Annotated in this window: 19 protein-coding genes; 12 read left to right on the top strand and 7 right to left on the bottom strand. The window is 67.0% G+C overall.

The genetic code is table 11. The features are described 5' to 3' along the window. The first annotated feature begins 10 nt into the window (after positions 1-10). From SFB74_RS00265 to SFB74_RS00245, 5 genes are read left to right on the top strand one after another with little or no spacing between them, the layout of a single operon-like run. A complete protein-coding gene (locus SFB74_RS00265; protein WP_432728677.1) occupies positions 11-871 on the top strand; it encodes an alpha/beta hydrolase in 861 nt (286 codons plus the stop codon). A 34-nt stretch (positions 872-905) separates the two neighbouring features. After that, positions 906-1,202 (top strand): phosphopantetheine-binding protein, encoded by a 297-nt coding sequence (locus SFB74_RS00260; protein WP_432728676.1) that lies wholly within the window; start codon positions 906-908, stop codon positions 1,200-1,202. Continuing rightward, on the top strand, positions 1,199-2,482 hold the full coding sequence (locus SFB74_RS00255) for a beta-ketoacyl-[acyl-carrier-protein] synthase family protein (protein ID WP_432728675.1): 1,284 nt from the start codon (positions 1,199-1,201) through the stop codon (positions 2,480-2,482). The genes SFB74_RS00260 and SFB74_RS00255 overlap by 4 nt, the downstream gene beginning before the upstream one ends. A gap of 33 nt (positions 2,483-2,515) precedes the next feature. Continuing rightward, positions 2,516-3,646 (top strand): sterol desaturase family protein, encoded by a 1,131-nt coding sequence (locus tag SFB74_RS00250; RefSeq protein WP_432728674.1) that lies wholly within the window; start codon positions 2,516-2,518, stop codon positions 3,644-3,646. A 58-nt stretch (positions 3,647-3,704) separates the two neighbouring features. Further along, positions 3,705-4,187, top strand: a complete 483-nt coding sequence (locus SFB74_RS00245; RefSeq protein ID WP_432728673.1) for a GNAT family N-acetyltransferase — start codon at positions 3,705-3,707, stop codon at positions 4,185-4,187. A gap of 18 nt (positions 4,188-4,205) precedes the next feature. Here the strand turns inward: SFB74_RS00245 and SFB74_RS00240 are convergent, their stop codons facing one another. Next, positions 4,206-6,449: a heavy metal translocating P-type ATPase gene (locus SFB74_RS00240; protein WP_432728672.1), complete on the bottom strand. Its 2,244-nt coding sequence runs from the start codon at positions 6,447-6,449 to the stop codon at positions 4,206-4,208. Positions 6,450-6,605: 156 nt separating this feature from the next. On the opposite strand from SFB74_RS00240, the gene SFB74_RS00235 reads away from it, so the two are divergent. Both SFB74_RS00235 and cueR read left to right on the top strand, forming a co-directional pair. Then, positions 6,606-6,800, top strand: a complete 195-nt coding sequence (locus SFB74_RS00235; RefSeq protein WP_019653627.1) for a heavy-metal-associated domain-containing protein — start codon at positions 6,606-6,608, stop codon at positions 6,798-6,800. Next, positions 6,797-7,201, top strand: a complete 405-nt coding sequence (gene cueR / locus SFB74_RS00230) for a Cu(I)-responsive transcriptional regulator (protein WP_432728671.1) — start codon at positions 6,797-6,799, stop codon at positions 7,199-7,201. The genes SFB74_RS00235 and cueR overlap by 4 nt, the downstream gene beginning before the upstream one ends. Before the next feature lie 5 nt (positions 7,202-7,206). Here cueR and SFB74_RS00225 read toward each other — a convergent pair whose 3' ends face one another. Further along, positions 7,207-8,163 carry a YcjF family protein gene (locus SFB74_RS00225; RefSeq protein WP_432728670.1) on the bottom strand — a complete coding sequence of 319 codons (957 nt, stop codon included), beginning with the start codon at positions 8,161-8,163 and terminating at the stop codon, positions 7,207-7,209. A 566-nt stretch (positions 8,164-8,729) separates the two neighbouring features. On the opposite strand from SFB74_RS00225, the gene creB reads away from it, so the two are divergent. Further along, positions 8,730-9,521: a two-component system response regulator CreB gene (gene creB, locus SFB74_RS00220; RefSeq protein WP_432728669.1), complete on the top strand. Its 792-nt coding sequence runs from the start codon at positions 8,730-8,732 to the stop codon at positions 9,519-9,521. A gap of 124 nt (positions 9,522-9,645) precedes the next feature. Continuing rightward, a complete protein-coding gene (creC, locus tag SFB74_RS00215) occupies positions 9,646-11,085 on the top strand; it encodes a two-component system sensor histidine kinase CreC (RefSeq protein ID WP_432728668.1) in 1,440 nt (479 codons plus the stop codon). Here creC and SFB74_RS00210 read toward each other — a convergent pair. The 5 genes from SFB74_RS00210 to creD all read right to left on the bottom strand — a co-directional run bounded on the left by SFB74_RS00210 (position 11,074) and on the right by creD (position 17,899). Next, entirely contained in the window at positions 11,074-11,988 is a 915-nt protein-coding gene (locus tag SFB74_RS00210) for an acyl-CoA desaturase (RefSeq protein ID WP_432728667.1), read from the bottom strand. The genes creC and SFB74_RS00210 overlap by 12 nt on opposite strands. A 9-nt stretch (positions 11,989-11,997) precedes the next feature. Then, positions 11,998-12,603, bottom strand: a complete 606-nt coding sequence (locus SFB74_RS00205) for a hypothetical protein (RefSeq protein ID WP_432728666.1) — start codon at positions 12,601-12,603, stop codon at positions 11,998-12,000. Between the two features lie 99 nt (positions 12,604-12,702). Beyond that, positions 12,703-15,108 carry a penicillin-binding protein 1A gene (locus SFB74_RS00200; RefSeq protein ID WP_432728665.1) on the bottom strand — a complete coding sequence of 802 codons (2,406 nt, stop codon included), beginning with the start codon at positions 15,106-15,108 and terminating at the stop codon, positions 12,703-12,705. A gap of 17 nt (positions 15,109-15,125) precedes the next feature. Continuing rightward, positions 15,126-16,418, bottom strand: a complete 1,293-nt coding sequence (locus tag SFB74_RS00195) for a glycoside hydrolase family 3 N-terminal domain-containing protein (protein WP_432728664.1) — start codon at positions 16,416-16,418, stop codon at positions 15,126-15,128. Next, positions 16,415-17,899, bottom strand: coding sequence for a cell envelope integrity protein CreD (creD, locus tag SFB74_RS00190; RefSeq protein ID WP_432728663.1), 1,485 nt, complete (start codon positions 17,897-17,899; stop codon positions 16,415-16,417). The genes SFB74_RS00195 and creD overlap by 4 nt, the downstream gene beginning before the upstream one ends. Before the next feature lie 204 nt (positions 17,900-18,103). Here creD and SFB74_RS00185 point away from each other — a divergent pair, with 204 nt between their 5' ends. From SFB74_RS00185 to SFB74_RS00175, 3 genes are read left to right on the top strand one after another with little or no spacing between them, the layout of a single operon-like run. Then, positions 18,104-20,164 carry a VIT and vWA domain-containing protein gene (locus tag SFB74_RS00185; RefSeq protein WP_432728662.1) on the top strand — a complete coding sequence of 687 codons (2,061 nt, stop codon included), beginning with the start codon at positions 18,104-18,106 and terminating at the stop codon, positions 20,162-20,164. 21 nt (positions 20,165-20,185) lie between these two features. Next, positions 20,186-21,115, top strand: coding sequence for an exosortase Q (xrtQ, locus tag SFB74_RS00180; protein WP_432728661.1), 930 nt, complete (start codon positions 20,186-20,188; stop codon positions 21,113-21,115). Further along, complete coding sequence (locus SFB74_RS00175) at positions 21,096-21,668, top strand: hypothetical protein (RefSeq protein WP_432728660.1); 573 nt, start codon at positions 21,096-21,098, stop codon at positions 21,666-21,668. The genes xrtQ and SFB74_RS00175 overlap by 20 nt, the downstream gene beginning before the upstream one ends. Positions 21,669-21,676 lie beyond the last annotated feature (8 nt).

The raw sequence follows: 21,676 nt of genomic DNA, 5'->3' as shown, positions 1-21,676 counted from the left end.
GCGCCACACGATGAGTGCGCGCGAACCCTCCGATCTGCTGAGCCTGGTTCCTCCGGAAGTGCAGAGCACCGCCGTGGTCCTGCTGCATGGTTTATGCAGCACGCCTGACGAGTTGCTGACCGTGCAATCCGCACTGCGCAGCCGCGGCTATCCGGTCTATCCGCTGTCGATCGAGGGTTACTCGTTCGACGCCAGCGCGCCGCTGCAGCGCGCGGCGCCGTACGAACGCTGGCTCGACGCGATCCAGGCGCAGGTGAAGTCGCTGCGCCAGCGGCACGACCGCGTGATGCTGATCGGCATCTCCGCGGGCTCCTCGCTGGCACTGGGCGCGGCCATCCGCTGCGGCAGCGACGTCGATGCGCTGGTGCTCATGTCGACCACGCTGCGCTTCGACGGCTGGGCCATCCCGCGCACGCAGTTCCTGCTGCCGCTGGCCTTCTACACGCCGCTGGGCAGGCTCTGGCAATACCGCGAACGCCCGCCCTACGGCGTGAAGAACGAACGCGTGCGCGCCTGGATCGAGCGCGAGCTGCGCCACCGCAAGATCTCGCGCGCGGGCAGCTCGGTCATCGGCGTGGGCCATCTGCGCGAGCACGACAGGCTCATCCGCCACGTGCGCCGCAACCTGCACGGCGTGCAGTGCGCCAACGTGCTGGCGCTGCATGCGCAGCAGGACGAGGTGGCCAGCGTGGCCAATCTCGGCATCCTCGCGCGCGGTCTTCGCTGCCGCGCATTCCGTGCGGTGGTGGTGGCCAACAGCTACCACATGATCACAATCGACAACGATCGTCAACAGGTCGTGAGCGAAACAGTGTCATTCGCCGACGCCGTGGCGCATGGCACGATGCCCGAGCATCCGCTGTACGCCTGACAACTTCGATCACGTCCGAAAGGAAAGCATCCCCATGTCTTCTTCCGATCTCTCTTCGCCCACCTTCAACAGCATCGCCGCGATCCTGGAAACCGACTTCCGCGTCGATCCGGCCGCCATCTCGCCGGCCACCGCGCTGACCGACCTCGGCCTCGACTCGCTCGCGCTGATGGAGTTCGTCTTCGCCGTGGAAGACGCCTTCCACCTGCGCATTCCCGAAGAACGCCTCGATCCGCGCGAAGCCGGCATCACGCTGCAGCGCCTGTGCGAAGTGATCGACGCCGAGAGCGCGAACGCCGTTGCGGGCCAGCCCGCCGAAGCAACCGCATGAGCAGCGGCGCAGCCCACGCCGTGCTCGCGGCCTCTGCCGCGCGTGCCGCATCCGCCCCTGTGCGCGTGAGCGGCATCGGCTTCGTCACGCCCATCGGACGCACCGTGGAGGCCTTCGACGAGGCCCTGTTCGCGGGCCGCTCGGCCGTGCGCGCGCAGACGCTGGAGATCAAGGGCATGGACCCGATGGCGCTGGCCGTCGCCGCCTGCGACTTCGACTCGAACGGCGTGCGCAGCACCTCGCGCCTGCCGCTGGACCGCGGCACCGCCATGGCGCTGGCCGCCGCGCAGGACGCCGCCGGCGAAGCGAAGCTCGACCTCGACGCCATCGACCGCGACCGCCTCGGCATCTTCTGGGGCAGCGGCCTCGCCGGCGCCGGCACCTTCGACAACACCACCAGCACGCTCTACGGCGAACAGCGCCGCATGCGCCCGACCACCGTGCTCACCGTGATGCCCAACGCCGCCGTGGCCGAACTGGCGCTGCACTTCGGCGCGCGCGGCTCGGCCATTGCCTACGCCTGTGCCTGCGCGTCGTCGGCCGTGGCCATCGGCGAGGCGATGCGCGCCATCCGCGGCGGCTGGATCGACGTCGCCATCGTCGGCGGCCACGACGCCATGCTCACGCCCGGCGTGATGGCCAGCTGGCACGCCATGCGCGTGATGGCCCCTCCGCCGGCCGATGCGCCGTCGACCGCATGCCGCCCCTTCTCGGGCGACCGCGCGGGCTTTGCCATCGGCGAAGGCGCGGCCGCACTGGTGCTCGAGTCCGAAGCACATGCGGCGGCGCGCGGCGCCGAAGCAGCGCCCTTCGTGCTCGCCGGCTACGCCACCAACTGCGACGGCACGCACATCACCAACCCCGACACCGCGGGCCAGGTGCGCGTGATGCGCGCCGCGCTGCGCGACGCGGGCATCGAGGCTTCCGAGATCGGCCACATCAACGCACACGGCACTGCCACCTCGGCCGGCGATGCAGCCGAGGCCGCGTCGATCCGCGAAGTGTTCGGCAACGCCGTGCCCGTGAGCGCCACCAAGGCCATCCACGGCCATGTGCTCGGCGGCGGCGGCGCGATCGAGCTCATCGCGACGCTGCGCGCACTGGCACGCGAGAAGCTGCCGCCCATCGCCAACCTGCAGACACCCGACGCCGCCTTCGATCTCGACTTCGTGCAAGGCGAGGCCCGCGAGGCCAGCGGCATGCGCTATGCGCTGTCCAATTCCTTCGCCTTTGGCGGCACCAATGCCGTCATCGTGGCCGGCCGCGCGTCCGATCGCTGAAGATTCGCTGAACGCTTCCTGAAAAATCGCGCGGTGCATCGGCTGGTTGTTTTCGTCGTGCCGGTGTTCGCGCTGCTCATGGCGTGCGAGTTCGCCTGGGGCTGGTTCAAGCGGCGCAACACCTACCGCTTCGGCGACACCATCGGCAGCCTCAGCCAAGGGCTTCTGAGCCAGGCGCTCTCGGTGTGCACGCAGCTCTTCCAGATCGGCCTGTACGCGATGGTCTATCCGCTGGTCGCGATCTGGACGCGGCCCGCCTTCTGGGACAGCGCCATGGGCTGGATCGCCGCGGTGCTACTGTTCGACTTCTTCGACTACTGGCTGCATCGCGCGGGACACAGGTCTGCCGTGTTCTGGGCCGCGCACTCGGTGCACCACCAGAGCCAGCACTTCAACTTCTCCACCGCGCTGCGACAGGAAAGCACCGTGGCCTTTCTCGGCTGGGCCTTCTACCTGCCGATGGCGGTGATCGGCGTGCCGCCCGAGCAGTTCGGACTCGCGGGGCTGATCGTGCTGGTCTACCAGTTCTGGATCCACACCGAGCACATCGGCAAGCTCGGCTGGTTCGACCGCATGTTCTCCTCGCCTTCCAACCATCGCGTGCATCACGCGGTGAACGACCGGTACATCGACCGCAACTACGGCGGCATGCTCGTGGTGTGGGACCGCATGTTCGGCACCTTCGCCGAGGAAAGCGAGCGCTGCGTCTACGGCACGCGCAAGGCGCTCGCGAGCTTCGACCCGATGCGCGCGATCCTCGGCCCCTACGCACCGCTGCTGCGCGATGCCTGGCACACGAAGCGCTGGCAGGACAAGATCGCCGTGTGGTTCAAGCCGCCGGGCTGGCGGCCGGCCGACGTGGCGGCGCGCTTTCCGGAACCCGCGTTCTCGCTCGAAGAAGCCATGCACATCCACGCCCCCGTGCTCACGCGCCCGCAGGTCGCGTCGGCCGCACTTCACTTCGCATGCTGGGTCGGCGTGACGCTGGCCTTTCTCTGGCGGGCCGACGACCTCGCATTCCATACCGGGCTGACGCTGCTCGCGCTGTCGGTCGGTGGCTTCTGGGCCATAGGCGCGGTGCTCGATTCGCGGCTGCGCCTGCGATGGGCCTGGTGCACGCAGGCGGCGCTTCTGGCGATCTCGGCTGTACTGCTCTTCGGCTGAGCCCGGTCTGTCCACTGCCCGCTATGCTCTGCGCCTCCATCGTTGCAGGGCACCCATCATGCGCAGGCTGGCCACTCCCGGAGACATAGACGCCGTCTTCGCCCTCTACATGCACGAGAAGGTCGTGCCCTACCTGGGCTACGACCCAATGCAGCTGGAAGACTTCAGGCCGATCTACCGACAACTGCTCGACGGCCGCGATTTCTTCGTCTACGAACGCGACGACCGCATCGCCGGCTTCTACCGTGCTTCGCGCTACCCGGGCCGCGTGCGGCATGTGGCAAGCCTCGGCACGCTCGCTGTGAACCCCGCGCTGCACGGCCAGGGCATTGCACTGGCCATGGTGAAGGATGCGATCGAGCGGCTGAAGTCCGAAGGCGTCAAGCGCATCGAGCTCATCGTCGAAAGCGACAACGCACCGGCGCTGCGCTTCTACGAAAAACTCGGCTTCGAACGCGAAGGCACGCTGCGCAAGTTCTACAAGCGCGCCTCGGATGCACAGGCCATCGACGACCACATCATGGCGCTGCTGTTCGACTGAACTTCCGTAGCAGAAGCTTCAGGGCTTCCAGCGCCGAAGCAGCAGCGCATTCGCCATCACGCTCACGCTCGACAGCGCCATCGCCGCGCCGGCCACCACAGGACTCAACAAGCCGAAAGCAGCGAGCGGAATGCCGGCCACGTTGTAGGCAAATGCCCAGAACAGGTTCTGCCGGATCTTCGCCACCGTGCGGCCCGAGAGCTCGAAGGCCTGCGCGACCAGCGCGAGATCTCCGCGCATCAGCGTGATGCCCGCGGCTTCCATCGCCACGTCGGTACCGCCGCCCGAAGGCGCCATCGCGATGCCGACGTCGGCCGCGGCCAGCGCGGGCGCATCGTTGGCACCGTCGCCGACCATCGCGACGACATGCCCGTTGCTCCTGAGCGCGGCAACCTGCGCGGCCTTGTCGGCCGGCAGCACGTCGGCGCGAACGTCTTCTGCTGCAATGCCCAGCCGCGCAGCCATGGCCTGCGCCGCACGCAGGTTGTCGCCGGAGATCATCACCACGCGCAGGCCGCGTGCACGCAGCGTGCGGATGGCCTCGGCGGCCTGCGGCTTGGGTTCGTCGGCAAAGGCGAGCAATGCCTGCACATGCGCTGCACCGGCTTCGTCGAAGCGCAGCAATGCAGAGACCGTCGCGCCTTGCGATTGCAAGCGCTCCACTTCAGCGTCATCGGGCATGGCGTCGAGCTCGCGGCACCAGCGCAGGCTGGCGATGGCCCATTGGACGCCTTCGACTTCGCCGCGTACGCCACGGCCCGGCGAGGCCTGCATCGCACCCAGCGAGGGCACCTGCAGGTTGCGCTGCGCCGCGGCCGACAGCACCGCCTTGGCCAGCGGATGCTCGCTCCCGCCTTGCAGGCTCGCCGCGGTGGCCAGCAGCTGGTCCTGCGAGGCAGCGGCGCCGGCCACGGGCACCAGTGCGGTGAGCACCGGGCGGCCGATCGTCAGCGTGCCGGTCTTGTCGAAAGCCACGGTATCGACGCGGTGCGCAATCTCCAGCGCACGCGCGTCCTTGATCAGTACGCCATGCCTTGCAGCCACACCGGTACCCGCCATCACAGCCACCGGCGTTGCAAGGCCCAGCGCACACGGACAGGCGATGACCAGCACGGCCACCGCATGGATCAGCGCAGTCTCGATGCCGGCACCCGACACCATCCAGCCCGCGAAGGTGGCCAGCGCGATCAGCAGCACCACCGGCACGAACACGGCAGCGACCTTGTCCACCAGCCGCTGGATCGGCGCCTTCGCGGCCTGCGCGTCCTCGACGAGGCGGATGATGCGCGCCAGCACGCTCTCGGCGCCGATGGCGCTCACCTCGACGACCATGCGGCCGTCGCCGTTCACCGCGCCGCCGGTCAGTGCATCGCCCGGGCCCTTGGCCACAGGCAGCGGTTCGCCGGTGAGCATCGACTCGTCGACTTCGGATTGCCCTTCGACCACCCGCGCGTCGGCCGGTACCCTCTCGCCGGGACGCACCGCAAGACGGTCACCCACCATCACCTCGGCCAGCGGCACGTCGCTTTCCTTGCCGCGTGCGTCCAGCAGGTGAGCCACTTCGGGTCGCAGTTGCTGCAGCGCTCGGATCGCCGAAGTGGCCTGCCGCTTGGCACGGGCCTCCAGCCACTTGCCGAGCAGCACCAGCGTGATCACCACCGCCGAAGCCTCGAAGTACAGGTGCGGCACCATGCCGTGGCCTGCATGCTCACCCGTGGCCGCGCGCCACCAGAGCCAGAGCGAAAGCCCGAAGGCCGCGCTGGTGCCGAGCGCCACCAGCAGGTCCATGTTGCCGGTGCGCGCCTTCACCGCATGCCAGCCCGCGCGATAGAAGCGCGCGCCCAGCCAGAACTGCACCGGCGTCGCGAGCAGCAATTGCACCCAGGGCGGCAGCATCCAGTCGAGCCCGAAGAGGTCGCCCAGCATCGGCGCCATCAGCGGAATCGACAGCGCCAGGCCGATCGCGACCGGCGCGAAGCCGGCCCATGGAGAGAGCGTGTCCTCGTCGGCCTCATTGCCCGCCGCGCGAGGTTCGTAGCCTGCGGCACGCACGGCGCGGCGCAGGCGGGCGTCCATGTCTTCCAGGCCGGCCGTCACCACGCGGGCAGACTCGGTCGCGAGATTCACGCTCACGTCCTGCACGCCCGGCACGTTCTTCAGGGCACGCTCTACGCGCATGACGCACGAGGCGCAGGTCATGCCGCCGACGGACAGGTCGAGCGTGGTGGTGGTGGGAATTTGCTGGAGCTGAAGTTTTTCCATGTGCCAAGGCTAAAGCCTCACACCATGTCAAGGTCAAGCGGAAAAATTCAGAGCCCCTTTCCTGGACATTGACATCGTGAGAGGGTTCAAACTGCGGGTTCTCCGGTCAACCGGCCGGCCACCCTTCTTTACCAGCTACTTTCAAGGAGCAACACGATGAGCCAGAAATTCCAGGTCACGGGCATGAGCTGCGGCCACTGCGTCAATGCGGTGCAGAACGCGGTGCAGACGGTGGATCCCGAAGCGCAGGTCACGGTCGATCTGGAAACGGGCCATGTCGATGTGCTGAGCGAACAGCCTCGCAAGGACATCGTGGCCGCCATCGAGAACGCGGGGTACGCGGTTCAATGACGACAGGCCAGGTCAGCATCGGCGAAGCGGCGCAGCGCTCCGGCGTGTCGGCCCGCATGGTCCGCCACTACGAAGGCCTGGGCCTGCTGCCGGCGGTGGCCCGTACCGAGAGCGGCTATCGCCAGTACGGGGATGCCGACATCCACACCTTGCGCTTCATCAAGCGTTCGCGCGACCTCGGTTTCTCGATGGAGGAAATCGCCGAGCTGGTCGGGCTGTGGAACAACCGGCGTCGCGCCAGCTCGAGCGTGAAGCGCATCGCCGAGAAGCACCTGGGCGAACTGGAACAGCGCATCGCCGACATGCAGTCGATGCGCAGCACGCTGGCGCACCTGGTGCACTGCTGCCACGGGGACGCGCGGCCCGAATGCCCGATCCTCGATGATCTGGGCAAGGCCTAGGCGAATCAGGCGCCCCGCACCAGCGAAAGCACCTTGCCCGCATCCAGCGTGCGGGCCTTTTCCTGGATGGCCGGCAGGTACTGAGTCTGCAGGCTCTGCCCTTCCTTCACCACACCCGAGAAAGCATCTTTCAGCATCTGCGCCGAAAGCGTGCGGCCGCCGGCGTAGTAGCGCTTGGCCACGTGACCCAGCGCGTAGGTCGAGGCGAAGCTCATGCCCGAGCTCACGGCCTGGTTGCCCAGTCCGCGCAGCAAACCGCCGCCGACCTTGCCGAGCAGGCCCCCGAGAAGCTTGCGACCGGCCTGTTCCAGGTACTGCGAGGTCAGGCCCACGCCGACCGTCGCCAGGAAATCCTTGATGTGGCCGCTGTCGAGCTGGTAGCCGTAGGCCTGGCCGATACGGTAGACCAGCTTCATCTGCAGCGGAATGATCGCCATGGTCGACAGCGTCTCGGGCAGTAGTTCTAGCGCGCCATTGAGGATCGATGCGTTGAGGATCGACTTGTCCAGCTCCGCCGCATCCGGGGTGCTGTTCTGCGCCGCGGGCACTGGCGCGGAAGCGGTTGCCGCCGCTGCAGTCGCAGCCACCGGCACCGCCGCGATCTCTTCCGCCTGCTGCGAAAACGCGGCCGCCGAGGCGTCCAGGCCCAGCGAGGTGCGCACGTCCGCCAGGAACATCCGCTCCGCCTCCGACTGCGCGCCATCCGCGTCGCAGACGCACACCGCCATTTCGTAGGCGAGCTGCCTCGATTCCATGCTCTTGAGCTCGCCCGCCACCGAGGCCAGCGACACCCGCTTCATCAACACGTCCTGGTAGAGCGTCGGCAGGTTCAGCCCGTCGGCCTGCGACAGGCCTTCCGCGATGCGCTTGATCTCGACGCGTTCGCGCTCGTGCTTCTCGCCGTCGACGAAGGCTGCCAACAGGCTCAGGGTAACGATCGACTTTGTTTCAGAAGGTGTCATGTTCGATATTCCGCAATTTCAATGACCCGATGGGGTCGTGGCCGGAGTCCGAAGGTTCCGTCGGGCTTTCTCCCCACAAACCTTGGGCAACTCTGTGGATAACGTCGGCACTTCTGTGTAGGGGTCTTGCAAGTCGTTGATTTCAAATGGAAATCTCTGGTTTGCCCAAAATTTCAGCAATGAATTTCTCCGGGCGAAAACCGTCTTTCGCAGATTTCTGAAGGGCCGTCAAAGGACAAGTCTGGGGACATTTTTTGAACAAGGCATGGTTTATCCACAGGCCCGAAGGGTTACCCAATGTTGTCCATGTCGCAGGTACAAACCGGAAGCGCAGCTGCACACAGTGACAGCGGCATGACAAGTGCTTGTCGCATAACGAAAAAAGCAGCATGTCCACAGAGGGAGGCAACCCTTATCTACTACTACTAATTTGAATAATAAAAACAAGAGATAGGGAACAAGAGAAGCCGCGCCCTGAAAAAAAACCGCGAACGGCCGCGCCGGTCCCGGACGCCGTGGGCCCGACCGGTCCTCCCGCCCCCTCCTCCCCTCGGTAACATCTGCGGATGAGCTTCAAACCCCGGATCCTGATTGCCGAAGACGAGTCGGGCATTGCCGACACGCTGCAATACGTCCTGAAGAGCGACGGATTCATCCCCGTCTGGTGCGCCACGGCCGAGGAAGCCATCGCCCAGTTCGCGCAGGAACCGCCGGCGCTGGCCATCCTGGACATCGGATTGCCCGATCTCAACGGTTTCGAGCTCTTCAAGCGCCTGCAGGCGCTCAACCAGTCCATGGGCGGCCCGGAGGTACCCATGGTGTTCCTGACGGCCCGCAGCGACGAAATAGACCGCGTGGTCGGCCTCGAACTGGGTGCCGACGACTACATCGCCAAGCCCTTTTCTCCACGTGAACTCGTCGCACGGGTGCGGACCATCCTGCGGCGCAGTGCCAGGAGCGGCTCAGGAGGCCAGCAGGCAGCCGCTGGCGCGAACAACGTGGGGGGGCATCAAATACCTGCGAACGGCGCTCCTGCGGCCTCTCAGGCCCCCGCATCGCCCTTCGCGCTGGACAGCGAGCGCATGCAGATCCGCTACTACGGACGGCTGCTCGAGCTCTCGCGCTACGAATACGGCCTGCTGCGCCTGCTGGTGCAGCGCCCCGGCCGCGTCTTCACGCGCGACGAGCTGCTCGAACTCGTCTGGGACGATTCCAGCGACAGCTTCGACCGCACCGTCGACGCGCACATCAAGACCCTGCGCGCCAAGCTCAAGGCGATCGCGCCGGAAGTGGAGCCGATCCGCACGCTGCGCGGCACCGGCTACGCACTGAACGAAGAATTGCCGTCAAGGGCATGACGCCGCCCCTGGCCTACCTTGTCGCGGAATACCGCGGAACCGGCTTTGCCGGGCCGCAGGTATTGCCCCCGGCGAGGGGGTTGGCGGCCACACGAAGTGGGCAAGCCTGGGGGAGAGCCAGGCCTTGACCCGACGTACGCGCATCTTCATCGGCATCCTGCTGATCTACACGGCGGGCATCGCTTTCCTGCTCTATCGCGTCGTCTCCGACATCGATCCGCGCTATCGCGAATCGGCCGAGGAGTCGCTGGTCGAAACCTCGCAGCTCGTGGCCAGCCTGGTCGAGCAGGACGTGATTGCCGGCGCCATCAACACCGCGCGGCTCGAGCCGCTGTTCCGCACGGTCTACGCGCGCGAGTTCTCGGCGCAGATCTACAACCTGCACAAGAGCCGCGTCGAGCTGCGCGTGTACGTCACCGACCGCAACGGTCGCGTGATGTTCGATTCGCTCGGCAGGCACCTCGGCGCCGACTATTCGAAATGGAGCGACGTGAGCCGCACGCTCGCCGGCCTCTATGGCGCGCGCACCTCGCGCGATGTCGACGGCGATCCGCGCACCTCGGTCATGTACGTGGGCGCGCCGATCCGCTGGAACAACGAGATCGTCGGCATGGTCAGCGTCGGCAAGCCGGTGCAGAGCTTCGGCCAGTTCGTGGAAGACGCGCGCGGGCGCACCATCTGGGTCGGCGTGGGCTCGGCGCTGGCGCTGCTGCTGCTCACGCTGATCGTCTCGGTCTGGCTGGTGCGGCCCTTCGGCCTGATCCGCGACTACTGGACCTGGGTTCGCGCCCAGCGCAGCCTGAGCCTTTCACGCATGGCGCGGCGCGCGGTGGACGGCGTGCGTACCGGTTTCAGCGAAATGCGCGATGCGCTCACCGGCCGCAACTACGTGGCCGACTACGTGCAGACCTTCACGCACGAGGTGAAGAGCCCGCTCTCGGCCATCCGCGGCGCGGCCGAGCTGCTGCAGGAACCATCGATGCCGCACGCCGAGCGCGAACGCTTCCTTAAGAACATCGAGCGCGAGACACAACGCATCCAGGAAATCGTCGACCGCATGATGGAGCTCACCGCGCTCGAAACCCGGCGCGCGCTCGACCGCACGGAACCGGTGTCGCTGGCCGCGCTGATCGACGACATCGCCACCAGCGCCCAGCCTGCGGCTGCCAAGCGCAACATCAGGCTGCTCGTGAACATCCGCAACGAAGCGCGAACCGAAGGCGACCCCTTCCTGCTGCGCCGCGCGATCAGCAACCTGCTCGACAACGCCATCGACTTCTCGCCGCGCGACAGCGAGGTGCTGCTCACGCTCGAAACGACGTCGAAGCTTGCCCGCGTGAGCGTGCGCGACCATGGCCCCGGCATTCCGGAATACGCACAGGAAAAGGTCTTCCAGAAGTTCTATTCGCTCGCTAGGCCGCACAGCCAGAAGAAAAGCACGGGGCTGGGCCTGGCCTTCGTGAAGGAGATCGCAGCCTTGCACCATGGCCGCATCGATCTGGGCAACGCGTCGCGCGGCGGGGCGGTGGCCACGCTCACGTTGCCGCTGCTGTCACATCACTGAGCGAATCTCGACGAGTTCGGGACGGGGTGGGAGCGATTCGGGAAGACGCAGATCCCACACCAAGCCGCTGCGTTCGAGCAGCACGAGCGCCCACCATCCCGGGTCCCACTCACCAGGCGCCAGTCCCAGCCGGGCCGAGCCTGGAAAAGCATGGTGGTTGTTGTGCCAGCTCTCGCCCATGGTCAGCAGCGAGGTCCACGGTATGTTTCGTCCTTGCACAGCAGCGCCTCGCACCTCGTAATTCATCTGGCCCTGGTTGTGTGCGAACCAGCCGATCAGCCAATGGCCCAGCACGCCCGCGGTGACGCGCGCGCAAACGCCCCAGAAAACGAAAGCCCATCCGCCCAAGAGATAGAAGAGCAGGGCGACCGGCAATTGCTGCAGCATCCAGCTTCTTTCGAGCCAGTGAAGGAAGCGGTCGTTGGCGACAAGGGGTTCTATCCGGATGTCGGGAGGATGCGAGAGATACAGCTCGCAGTGAAGCTGCCACCAGGCATCGGCCCAGAAACCGCGACCGTGTCGCAAGTAGTCGTGACAGACTGGCAAACGTTGCGCGTAGTCGCGCAACTCATGTTGGCGAAGAATGCCGAGAGGACCGGCCAGACCGACGAGTACGCCGCAGTAGATCAATGTGCAACGCAGCCATCGGGGGCATTGGAAGCTGTGGTGAATCAGCTGGCGATGACTGCCCAGCGAATGCCCGAATAGCAGCACGAACGCGGTGCTCGCAACGAAAAGCGCGAATGCATCCCACCGAAAAGAGAAAAAACCGCCAACCAGTGCTGCGGCGGCCATGCCGGAGAACCAGAGCGACTTGACCGGTGCGTACAGAACTTCGCCTTCACAGACGAAGTTCGCCTGCCCCGCGTGAACCCGATGGTGATCGAGACCCGTGGGCAGCATCGCGGAAACTCAGCGCCCGATCAGCGCGCAATAGGCTTCGCGCGTCTCCGGGCTCACCGCCCCCAGCGCCTGCAGGTACTCCGTCTGGTGCTGCCCGATCATGCGCGCCGATGCCACCGTCTTCGAACGGCAGTACCAGTGGCAGGTGTGCTGCATCAGGAACAGTTCGGCCGACATGGTGTAGGCCTTGGACTTCGGTGTTCGGCCCGCTTCGTTGCGCATCACGCCGGCGATTCCGCGCGCGTGGATGAGCAAGGCCTGGCGCATGTCGAAGCTGGCCGCCGGAAATAGCTGGGTGAAAAGCGGAATGGCTATGGGCAGCTTGCTCACGCGCGTGACGGGCTCGGGCATGCGCGAGAACTCGGCCGCGAAGCCGTCGACCTGGCCGGAGAGTTTTTCTTCCGTGGTGTCCAGCAGTTGCCAGATCTGGCGGCGGCGCTCGGCGTCGTCTTCGCCGAGGCAGCGCATGTAGCCGGAGGTGAGGCTCTCCATCAGCTTCTCGATCTGATAGCGGCCGAGGTGGCTGGCCAGCAGCGCGATGCGCAGGCGCTGCTCTCTGGACTTGAGGATGTAGAAGCCGGCGGCGATGAGCACCACCAGGGTGAGGATTTCCATGAATGCGAGAAGAAGGAGAAAAAGAGAAGGCGGGAAACAGCACCGAGTGTAGGCACCGCGACCCGCCTTCTCTTTTCAACTTCGTGAAGAGAGCCCTGGCTACCGGAAGAAATCGAGGATCCGGTTGCGCTCTTCCGGCGGAGGCGGCGCACCGACGGGCGCGCCGGTGAGTTCTTCCACCGGCGGTGGCGGCGTGTCGCTGTTCTCCAGGCCCAGGCTCGCCACGTTGTGGCCCGGCGTGAAGTCATCGAAGTACCACTCGCCGTCGATGTTCGCGACGCCCTCGGGCTGGGCCAGATGCGTCACTGGCACGCCCTGCAGTGCGGTCTGCATGTAGCCGGTCCAGATCGGCAGGCTCAGGCTGCCGCCGGTCTCGCCTCGCACGCCGAGTTGGCGCGGCGTGTCGTAGCCGACCCAGGCGATGCCCACCATGGTCGGCTGGAAGCCGGCGAACCATGTGTCGAAGGAATCGTTGGTGGTGCCGGTCTTGCCGTAGAGGTCGTCGCGCTTGAGCGCCTGATAGGCCTTGAAGCCGGTGCCGTTGCGCACCACGCTCTGCAGCAGCGAATCCATGATGAAGGCGTTGCGCTGCGGAATGGCCCGGCGCGTTTCGTCGAGCACCGGCGGTTCGGTTTCCATGATGACCTTGTCCCGCAGGTCCGTGACGCGCGTGACCAGGTACGGATTGACGCGGTAGCCGCCGTTGGCGAACACCGAATAGCCCACGGCCATCTGCATCGGCGTGACCGAGCCGGCGCCCAAGCCCATCGGCAGGTTGGCGGGGTGCTTGTCCTTGTCGAAGCCGAACTTGGTGATCCAGTCCTGCGCATAGGGCGCGCCGATCGACTGCAGCACGCGCAGCGTGACCAGGTTCTTCGACTTCATCAGCGCGGTGCGCAGCGGCATCGGGCCTTCGTAGGTGCCCTCGAAGTTCTTCGGCTCCCAGGGCTGGCCACCGTTGGCGCTGGCGTCGAAGTACAGCGGCGCGTCGTTCACCACGGTGGCGGGCGTGAAGCCTTTCTCGAGCGCGGCCGAGTAGATGAAGGGCTTGAAGCTCGAACCTGGCTGGCGCCAGGCCTGTGTCACGTGGTTGAACTTGTTCTTGCCGTAGTCGAAGCCGCCCACCAGTGCCTTGATGGCGCCGCTGCGCGGGTCCATGCCGATGAAGGCGCCTTCGACCTCGGGCAGCTGCGTGATCTCCCAGGTGTTCTTCGGCGTCTTCGCCACGCGGATCACCGCGCCGCGGCGGATCTTGATGTTCTGTGGCGCCTTCGCGGCAAGGCCCGACTGCGCGGGCTTCAGGCCGTCGCCCGTGATCTGGATGGTTTCGCCGTTCGCGCGCACGGCGCTCACTTCCTTCGCGTTCACGTCGAGCACCACGGCCGCGATCACGTCGCCGTTGTCGGGGTGCTCGGCCAGCGCGTCGTCCACGGCCTCGTCGACTTCCTTCTGCTCGGTCGGCAGGTCGACGAAGCGCTCGGGCCCGCGATAGGGCTGGCGGCGCTCGTAGTCCATGATGCCCTTGCGAAGCGACCTGTAGGCAGCGGCCTGGTCGGCCGCGACGATGGAGGTGTAGACCTTCATGCCGCTGGTGTAGATGCTGTCGCCGTACTGCGCGTACATCATCTGGCGCACCGTCTCGGCCACGTATTCGGCATGCAGCCGGTTCGGATCGGCCGCATCGCGCAGATGCAGCTCTTCCTTCTTCGCGGCCGCCGCCTGTTCGGCGGTGATGAAGCCGGTCTCCTGCATGCGGTCGATCACGTAGAGCTGGCGCGCACGCGCGCGGCGCGGGTTGGCCACCGGGTTGTTGGCGCCGGGTGCCTTCGGCAGGCCGGCGAGCATCGCGGCCTCGGCGATGGTGATGTTCTGCAGCGGCTTGCCGAAATACGTTTCGGAGGCGGCGGCGAAACCGTAGGCGCGGTTGCCCAGGTAGATCTGGTTCAGGTAGATCTCGAGGATCTGGTCCTTCGTGAGCTGCTGCTCGAGCCGCATCGCCAGCAGGATTTCGTAGGTCTTGCGGCTCATGGTCCGCTCGGAGGTCAGGTACACGTTGCGCGCCACCTGCATCGTGATGGTCGAGGCGCCCTGCTTGCGGCCGCCCTTCAGGCTTGCGACGGCGGCGCGCAGGAAGCCCTTGTAGTCAACGCCGCCGTGGTCGTAGAAGCGTGCGTCCTCCACGGCCAGCACGGCGTCCTTCATCACCTTGGGAATGTTGGCGAAGGGCGTGAGGTTGCGGCGCTCTTCACCGAACTCGCCGATCAGCTGGCCTTCGGTCGAGTACACGCGAAGCGGCAGCTTGGGGCGGTAGTCGGAAAGCGCCGAGACATCGGGCAGCTTCGGATAGATGGTGACCACCGCGACGATGGCCGCGACCAGCACCACCAGTGCGCCGGAGCCGACACCGATGGCGCCCCAGCCGGCAATGCGCTTCCAGTTGGGGCGGGAATCGCGAGGCGCCGCGCCGTCGTCGCCGGAAGCCTTGGAGTTTGAGCGTTTGAACATGGGAAGTGCCTGTTTGGCTAGCGAAAGGATTGGAGCCGCGGCGCGCCTGCGCGTTCCGGCGTCCGGAGCTCGAGCGTGCCTTGCCGCGCAGCACGCTGCGCGCAATGCATGGCATCGAAGTACTTGTCGTGGTCGAAGGCGATAAGCAGAAGATCCACCCCGGCATCGAGGGCACGGACGGTGGCGTCGCAAAGACCGCGGTTGTAGGCCGCGCCCATCGTGAGATCGTCGGTGACGAGCAGGCCCTGGTAGTCCCATTCGCCTCGGATCACCCGCTGCACGATTTTGCGCGAGAAAGAGACCGGATAAGCGGCGTCGAGTTCCGCAAGGATGACATGGCCGAGCATGATGGCCGCATCCGAATGTTTCGATACGTCTTGAAACGGCTTCCAGTCGTGTGCCGAGAGCCGGGCGACCGGCGTGCGCAGTTCGGCGGCGAAATGATGGGTGTCCTCGGTCACGCCGGCCAGGCCGGGAAAGTGCTTGAGCGTGCCGCGCACGCCTGCAGATTCGAGGCCCAGCTCGTAAGCGAGTGCCACCTGCGCGGTGACTGCGGGGTCGGCCGAGATGGCGCGTTCGTCGATGCGGGTGTGGAAATCCCAACGGCCCGGCGCGCGGCCGGGGCGCAGGTCGACCACCGGGCTGAAGTTGAGCGTGATGCCCAAAGCGGCGAGCGCCTTGCCCTGTTGCGCGCCGTAGGCACGGGCGCGTTGGGTGAGCTCGTCATCGGGCAGGTCGGCCTCGAGCAGCGAGGCGAGCGAGGGCTGGCGCTCGACCAGGGGCGACAGGCGCGAGACGGCGCCGCCTTCCTGGTCCGTGGCAACGACCAGCGGCGGCAGCCCGGCCGAGCGGCGCAGGGCCTGCAGGCCGGCGATCTCGTCGCGCAGTTCCTCAGCGGTGCGGCCCCTGACATTGCGGCCGGTGACGAAGATGCCGCCGATCAGGCCCTTGCGCGCCAGTTCGCGCAGGTCTTTCGCGTCGTCATAGCCGACGATGAAATGCGCGCCCACGGCCTGCGCGAGCGGGCCTTCCATCGCATTCACCTCGGCGCGATGCTGGTGCGAGACGGCCTCGTTGCAAAGCGCGGTGAGCAAGCCGGCGAACGCCAGTCCCAGCGCCACGGGCCGCAGCCTGCCACGCGCGAAGCGCCATGCAAGCGCGATGCCGGCAAGAAGCATCGCCACCAGCAGCGGCAGCTCCCATGCGCGCATGAAGCGCAGGTGCGGGTCCTTCAGGTGCCATGCCCAGAACCACAGCACGGCCAGCGCCAGCCAGCCCGATGCACTTGCGATGACCCGCAGCAGCTTCATGCGGCCGTCTGCGCTTCAGGTACCGCCACTGGCGCGGCTTCGTTGCGGCGCGAGAGCGCGTACCAGTCGACCTTGCGCGTCACGAGCATCAGCACCGACAGCATGCCGAAGATCAGCAGTGCGCCCAGCAGCAGTGCGTTGCTTTCGGAAGCCAGCAGGCCGTAGAGTGCGCCGTACAGCAGCGCTACGAACGCGCCGAACGAGAGGCCGCGCCGCCAGCCGCCGAGCACCGCGCTGAAGTACACGGCAAGCAGCGCGACGCTCGCCGAGGCCGCGCCCGCATAGGCCATCCAGAAGGCGAACTTCTCGGACAGCGCCAGCAGCAGCAGGAAGAAGAGCGCGATCGACAGGCCGACGAGGCCGTACTGGATCGGGTGCAGGCGCAGCTTGCGGAACAGCTCGAACATGAAGGCCGCCATCAGCACGAGGCCGATGAAGAGCACCCCGTACTTGCCTGCGCGCGTGCTCATCGAATAGACGTTGATCGGCTGTGCGAGCGACACGTCGAAGGTCTGCAGAGGGCCCATGTTGCGGCGCGCCGGAACGGCGGCTGCGGCCGTCGCGTGGGCGCTGCTTGCCACGTCCGCCGTGCCGCCCTGGCCCGAGAGACCCGCACGCACCTGTTCGCGCGCCGAGGTCACGAGCGAGGAAACGCGCCAGTGCGCGTCGAAGCCCTGGGGCGTCACGCTGCGCTCGGCTGCGAGAAAGCGGCCGCCGAAGCTGGGATGTGCCCAGGGCGAGCGCAGGTGCGCGGTCGTTTCCTCGGCGATGGGGGCGATGGCGAGCGTGTCCTGCCCGACCAGGCCCAGCTTCATCTCGAAGGGAATGGGCGTGCCGGCCTGCCAGGCGGCGAGTGCCGCGCCGGTGACCGGTGCGTGGATGCCGTCGGCGAACCACGCATCGTCGGCCAGGCCCGGCACGCGCTGCTTGAAGCGCAGGGCCTCGCTGCCCATCGTCATGGTCGGCGAGCCGTCGAGGCCGCGCAGGTCGCTCACGTTGAAGGCGATGAGCGGGGCCTTGAATTCGATCTTCGAGTCGGTCTCGCTGTGCGACACGGCCTTCGGGTCGAAGGCGGCAAAGCCGCCGGTGAGCGTGGCGTCGAGCGTGTAGAAGGGAATCCTGAAGATGCCGCGATAGCGTTCCTGCGGTGCCATCGATCCTTCGATGTGCAGCTTGTCGGGAAACACCACATGGGCCATTTCCTTGCTGCGCGGCTCCTGGCCGATCACCTTGCCCTGCGCGTTGCGCAGCGGCTCCATCCAGCGTTCCACGTACGGCACCAGCAGCAGCGGGCCGACCATCGTCTGGCGGCCCGCATAGGTGGCGGCGAGCTCGCCGGCGGCTTCACGCTGGCTCTCGCCGCGGGCGCGGTTGATCGAATCGATCTCTCCCAGCGGAATGCACAGCAGCAGCAACAGGAAGAGCAGGCCCGCGACCTTGGCCAGCATGGAGCTCATCAGGACTTTGAACAACTGAAGCATGTTTTTCTCTCCTCGTCTGTAGCGATGGCCGCGATGCTCGCCGCGCGAGCCGAAGGCCGTGTGAAGGGCTCCGGCGGCCCCGCTTCACACAGACTTCACACAGCGGATGCGGGCCGGCGACGACTTCAAGACGCCTTCCAACTGGCTTCTCGCGCGCTGGCGAAAGTTGCGGCCGTGCAAGTTCGCACGGACAAGGACCCCGCCATGGATGCCCAAACCACCACACGTCCCGGCCGCTGGCTCTGGCTCGCCACCGTGAGCCTGGCGACCGCGGGCTTCATCGCCATGGGCGTGCGCCCGGCGCACGCGCAGGAAGCGCCCGCCGGACCGCGCCTGAAGACGGAAAGCCCGTATTTCTTCGTGAAGAGCGACGACCCCTCGGTCGACCGCCTGCCACTCAAGGGCACCGAGGTCTCGGTGAAGATCTCGGGCGTGATCGCCGACGTGACGGTCACGCAGACCTACCGCAACGAAGGCCAGCGCGCCATCGAGGCGAAGTACGTGTTCCCCGGATCGACCAAGGCCGCGGTGAGCGGCCTCAACGTGCGCCTGGCCGACCGGCTCATCACCGCGCAGATCCGCGAGAAGCAGCAGGCGCAGATCGAATACGACACGGCCAAGAAGGAAGGCAAGACCGCCGCGCTGCTCGAGCAGCACCTGCCCAACGTGTTCCAGATGAACGTCGCCAATATCCTGCCGGGCGACGACGTGAAGGTGGAGTTGCGCTACACCGAACTGCTGGTGCCGCAGTCGGGCAACTACCAGTTCGTGTTCCCGACCGTGGTCGGTCCGCGCTACAACTCGCCGCAGTCGGAGAACGCGCAGGCCAAGTGGATCGCGCAGCCCACGCTGCCCGCTGGCACGGCTGCCGGCACCGCTTTCAGACTCAAGGCCACCATCGACACGCCGATGGGCATCAAGGAAATCCGCTCGGCCACGCACGCCATCGACGTGAAGAAGAGCGACGAGGACCAGCACGCCGACATCGTGCTCGCCGCCGACGGCCGCCCGGCCGACAACCGCGACTTCGTGCTCGACTACCGCCTCGCGGGCGAGAAGATCGAATCGGGCCTGATGCTCTACAAGGGCCAGGGCAACAACGCCGAGAACTTCTTCCTCGCGATGGTCGAGCCGCCCAAGGCCGTGGCCGCCAGCGCGATCTCGCCGCGCGACTACATCTTCGTGGTCGACATCTCGGGCTCGATGCACGGCTTTCCGCTCGACACCGCGAAGACGGTTCTCGAACGCCTGATCGGCGGCCTGCGCCCGAGCGACACCTTCAACGTGCTGCTGTTCTCGGGCAGCAACAAGATGCTGTCGCCGAAATCGGTGCCGGCCACGCGCGCCAACATCGAGCAGGCGCTGGCCACCATCAAGAACTACAGCGGCAGCGGAAGCACCGAGCTCATTCCGGCGCTCAAGCGCGTTTACGCCGAGCCCAAGGAAGAGAACGTGTCGCGCACAGTGGTGGTCGTGACCGACGGCTACGTGACGGTCGAGCGCGAGGCCTTCGAGCTGGTGCGCAACAACCTTTCGAAGGCCAACGTGTTCGCCTTCGGCATCGGCTCGTCGGTCAACCGCAGCCTGATGGAAGGCATCGCGCGCGCCGGCATGGGCGAGCCCTTCATCATCACCGACCCGATCCAGGCGCCCGAACAGGCCGCGCGCTTCCGCCGCATGGTCGAGTCGCCGGTGCTCACCAACGTGAAGGCCACCTTCGGCGGCCTCGATGTGTACGACGTGGAGCCGCAAGCCCTGCCCGACGTGCTGGGCGAACGCCCGGTGATCGTGTTCGGCAAATGGCGCGGCGAAGCCAAAGGCCGCGTGATCATCGAAGGCCAGAGCGCCAGCGGTCCCTACCGCCAGGAAGTGCGCATCGACGGCAACACCCGCCAGGACACGGCAGCGCTGCGCACGCTGTGGGCGCGCCACCGCATCCAGAGCCTGAGCGACCAGGAGACGCTGGAAGGCGGCACGGCCCTCAAGGACCGCATCACCGAGCTCGGCCTGAAGTACAGCCTGCTCACGCAATACACGAGCTTCATCGCCGTCGACAAGGTGGTGCGCAACGTGGCGCCGCAGGACAGCGTGGGCGTGAACCAGCCGCTGCCCCTGCCGCAAGGCGTGAGCGAGCTGGCGCTCGGCGCCGAGGTGCCGAGCACGCCGGAGCCCGAGTCGCTGGGTGCCATCGCCGTCGTGCTCTCGATGCTCGCCATGCTGCGCCGCCGCGCGCGCCGCAACGACGCGCGCCGCTTCACCGCCTGATCCATCGGAAGAAGGAAAAGAATGTCATTGGCAATGCTTGCCCACCGCCATCCGCGCATCGTGGACTGGGGCATCCACATCGACCGCACCCCGGCCGCCGGCTGGATCGGACTGCAGTTCGTCGCGCTGATGCCCACCTGGGTCTGGATGGCCCAGCGCATGCGCGACGGCTCCGACGATCCGCTGGGTTTGCTGGCGCTGGTCGCGCTCGCCGCGCTGGCCTGGAGCCGCCGGCGCGAACTGCGCGCCTCGCCGCGGCTGGGCTGGCTCGCGCTGGCCGGCGCGGGTACCGTTCTCGCGACGCTGCTGCGCACGGGGCTCGGCTTCATGCCCGCGCTGCCGCCGCTCGCGGCTGGGTTGGTCGCTGTGCTGGCACTGGCCTGCGGGCTGCTGGCCTTCCTGCCGCGCAAGGTGGCGGCGCTGCCGGTGGCCGGTCTCGCGGTGCTGGCGCTGCCGCTGCTTTCGTCGCTGCAGTTCTATGCCGGCTATCCGCTGCGCGTGGTGACGGCCGAGGTCAGCCGCTGGCTGTTGTCGCCGGGCTTCGAGGTGGCGCGCGAGGGCGCCACCCTGGCGGTCGATGGCCGGCTGGTGATCGTCGATGCGCCCTGCTCCGGCGTGCAGATGGTGTGGCTGGGCTACTTCACGGCCTGCGCGGTCGCGCTGTGGGCCTCGCGCAGCGGCCGGTCCTTCGCGCGGCGGCTGCCGCTGGTCGGACTCCTGGTGCTGGCCGGGAACATCGTGCGCAACAGCGTGCTGATCGCCTTCGAGGGCGCCGGCCATCCGCTCGCGCCCTGGGCGCACAACGCGCTGGGCCTGCTGCTGCTGGCCGTGGTGTGCGGCGCCATCGCCCGGCTGATGGTGCCGGCCCGGCCCGCGCCCGAACCCGCCGAACTGCCCATTCCGGGCCTGATCACTACCCAGGGAGGCCGCCATGTCGACACCGTTCTTTGAGCGCTGGTTCGCCAACCATTTCATCAACCGCATCGGCCACAAGACGGCTTTCGCGCTGGCGATGGCGCTGTGCATGCTGTGGTCGGCCACGGCGGCCCTGCGCACGCCGGCCGAGCCGGTGGCGCCCGCCGTCGCCTCGCACGAATGGCCGAGCCAGTGGGACGGTGCCGCGCTGCGCCCGCTGGCGCTGAGCGAGGTGGAGCAGCGCTTCGCCGACCGCTTCCCCGGCGCCATCGGCCGCATGACCGACGGCAGCCAGACGCTGGTGATGCGCGAGGTGAGCCAGCCCACGCGCATGCTGCATCCGGCCACGGACTGCTACCGCGCGCTGGGCTATCGCATCGAGCAGGCGCGCCTGGAACGCGACGCACAGGAGCGCATGTGGCGCTGTTTTGTTGCGCAACGGCACGGAGCGCAAAAAATCCGCGTCTGCGAGCGCATCGTCGACGCCCAGGGCACGGCTTTCACAGACACTTCAAGCTGGTACTGGGCAGCAGCCAGCGGCCAATCGCATGGGCCGTGGCAAGCTGTCACCGTAGCGAGACCGATCTGAGAAACCTG

This window comes from Variovorax xiamenensis (assembly GCF_050916385.1).
Classification (GTDB): domain Bacteria; phylum Pseudomonadota; class Gammaproteobacteria; order Burkholderiales; family Burkholderiaceae_C; genus Variovorax.
This window is presented reverse-complemented; position numbering and strand designations above follow the sequence as displayed.

Bases quoted from the DNA above. Each gene is read 5' to 3' on its own strand.
- SFB74_RS00260 (WP_432728676.1), top strand. From the start codon at position 906: ATGTCTTCTTCCGATCTCTCTTCGCCCACCTTCAACAGCATCGCCGCG.
- SFB74_RS00245 (WP_432728673.1), top strand. From the start codon at position 3,705: ATGCGCAGGCTGGCCACTCCCGGAGACATAGACGCCGTCTTCGCCCTC.
- SFB74_RS00200 (WP_432728665.1), bottom strand. From the start codon at position 15,108: ATGTTCAAACGCTCAAACTCCAAGGCTTCCGGCGACGACGGCGCGGCG.
- SFB74_RS00210 (WP_432728667.1), bottom strand. From the start codon at position 11,988: ATGCTGCCCACGGGTCTCGATCACCATCGGGTTCACGCGGGGCAGGCG.
- SFB74_RS00265 (WP_432728677.1), top strand. From the start codon at position 11: ATGAGTGCGCGCGAACCCTCCGATCTGCTGAGCCTGGTTCCTCCGGAA.
- SFB74_RS00225 (WP_432728670.1), bottom strand. From the start codon at position 8,163: ATGACACCTTCTGAAACAAAGTCGATCGTTACCCTGAGCCTGTTGGCA.
- creD (WP_432728663.1), bottom strand. From the start codon at position 17,899: ATGCTTCAGTTGTTCAAAGTCCTGATGAGCTCCATGCTGGCCAAGGTC.
- SFB74_RS00240 (WP_432728672.1), bottom strand. From the start codon at position 6,449: ATGGAAAAACTTCAGCTCCAGCAAATTCCCACCACCACCACGCTCGAC.
- SFB74_RS00205 (WP_432728666.1), bottom strand. From the start codon at position 12,603: ATGGAAATCCTCACCCTGGTGGTGCTCATCGCCGCCGGCTTCTACATC.
- creB (WP_432728669.1), top strand. From the start codon at position 8,730: ATGAGCTTCAAACCCCGGATCCTGATTGCCGAAGACGAGTCGGGCATT.
- xrtQ (WP_432728661.1), top strand. From the start codon at position 20,186: ATGTCATTGGCAATGCTTGCCCACCGCCATCCGCGCATCGTGGACTGG.
- SFB74_RS00195 (WP_432728664.1), bottom strand. From the start codon at position 16,418: ATGAAGCTGCTGCGGGTCATCGCAAGTGCATCGGGCTGGCTGGCGCTG.
- SFB74_RS00235 (WP_019653627.1), top strand. From the start codon at position 6,606: ATGAGCCAGAAATTCCAGGTCACGGGCATGAGCTGCGGCCACTGCGTC.
- SFB74_RS00255 (WP_432728675.1), top strand. From the start codon at position 1,199: ATGAGCAGCGGCGCAGCCCACGCCGTGCTCGCGGCCTCTGCCGCGCGT.
- cueR (WP_432728671.1), top strand. From the start codon at position 6,797: ATGACGACAGGCCAGGTCAGCATCGGCGAAGCGGCGCAGCGCTCCGGC.
- SFB74_RS00185 (WP_432728662.1), top strand. From the start codon at position 18,104: ATGGATGCCCAAACCACCACACGTCCCGGCCGCTGGCTCTGGCTCGCC.
- SFB74_RS00175 (WP_432728660.1), top strand. From the start codon at position 21,096: ATGTCGACACCGTTCTTTGAGCGCTGGTTCGCCAACCATTTCATCAAC.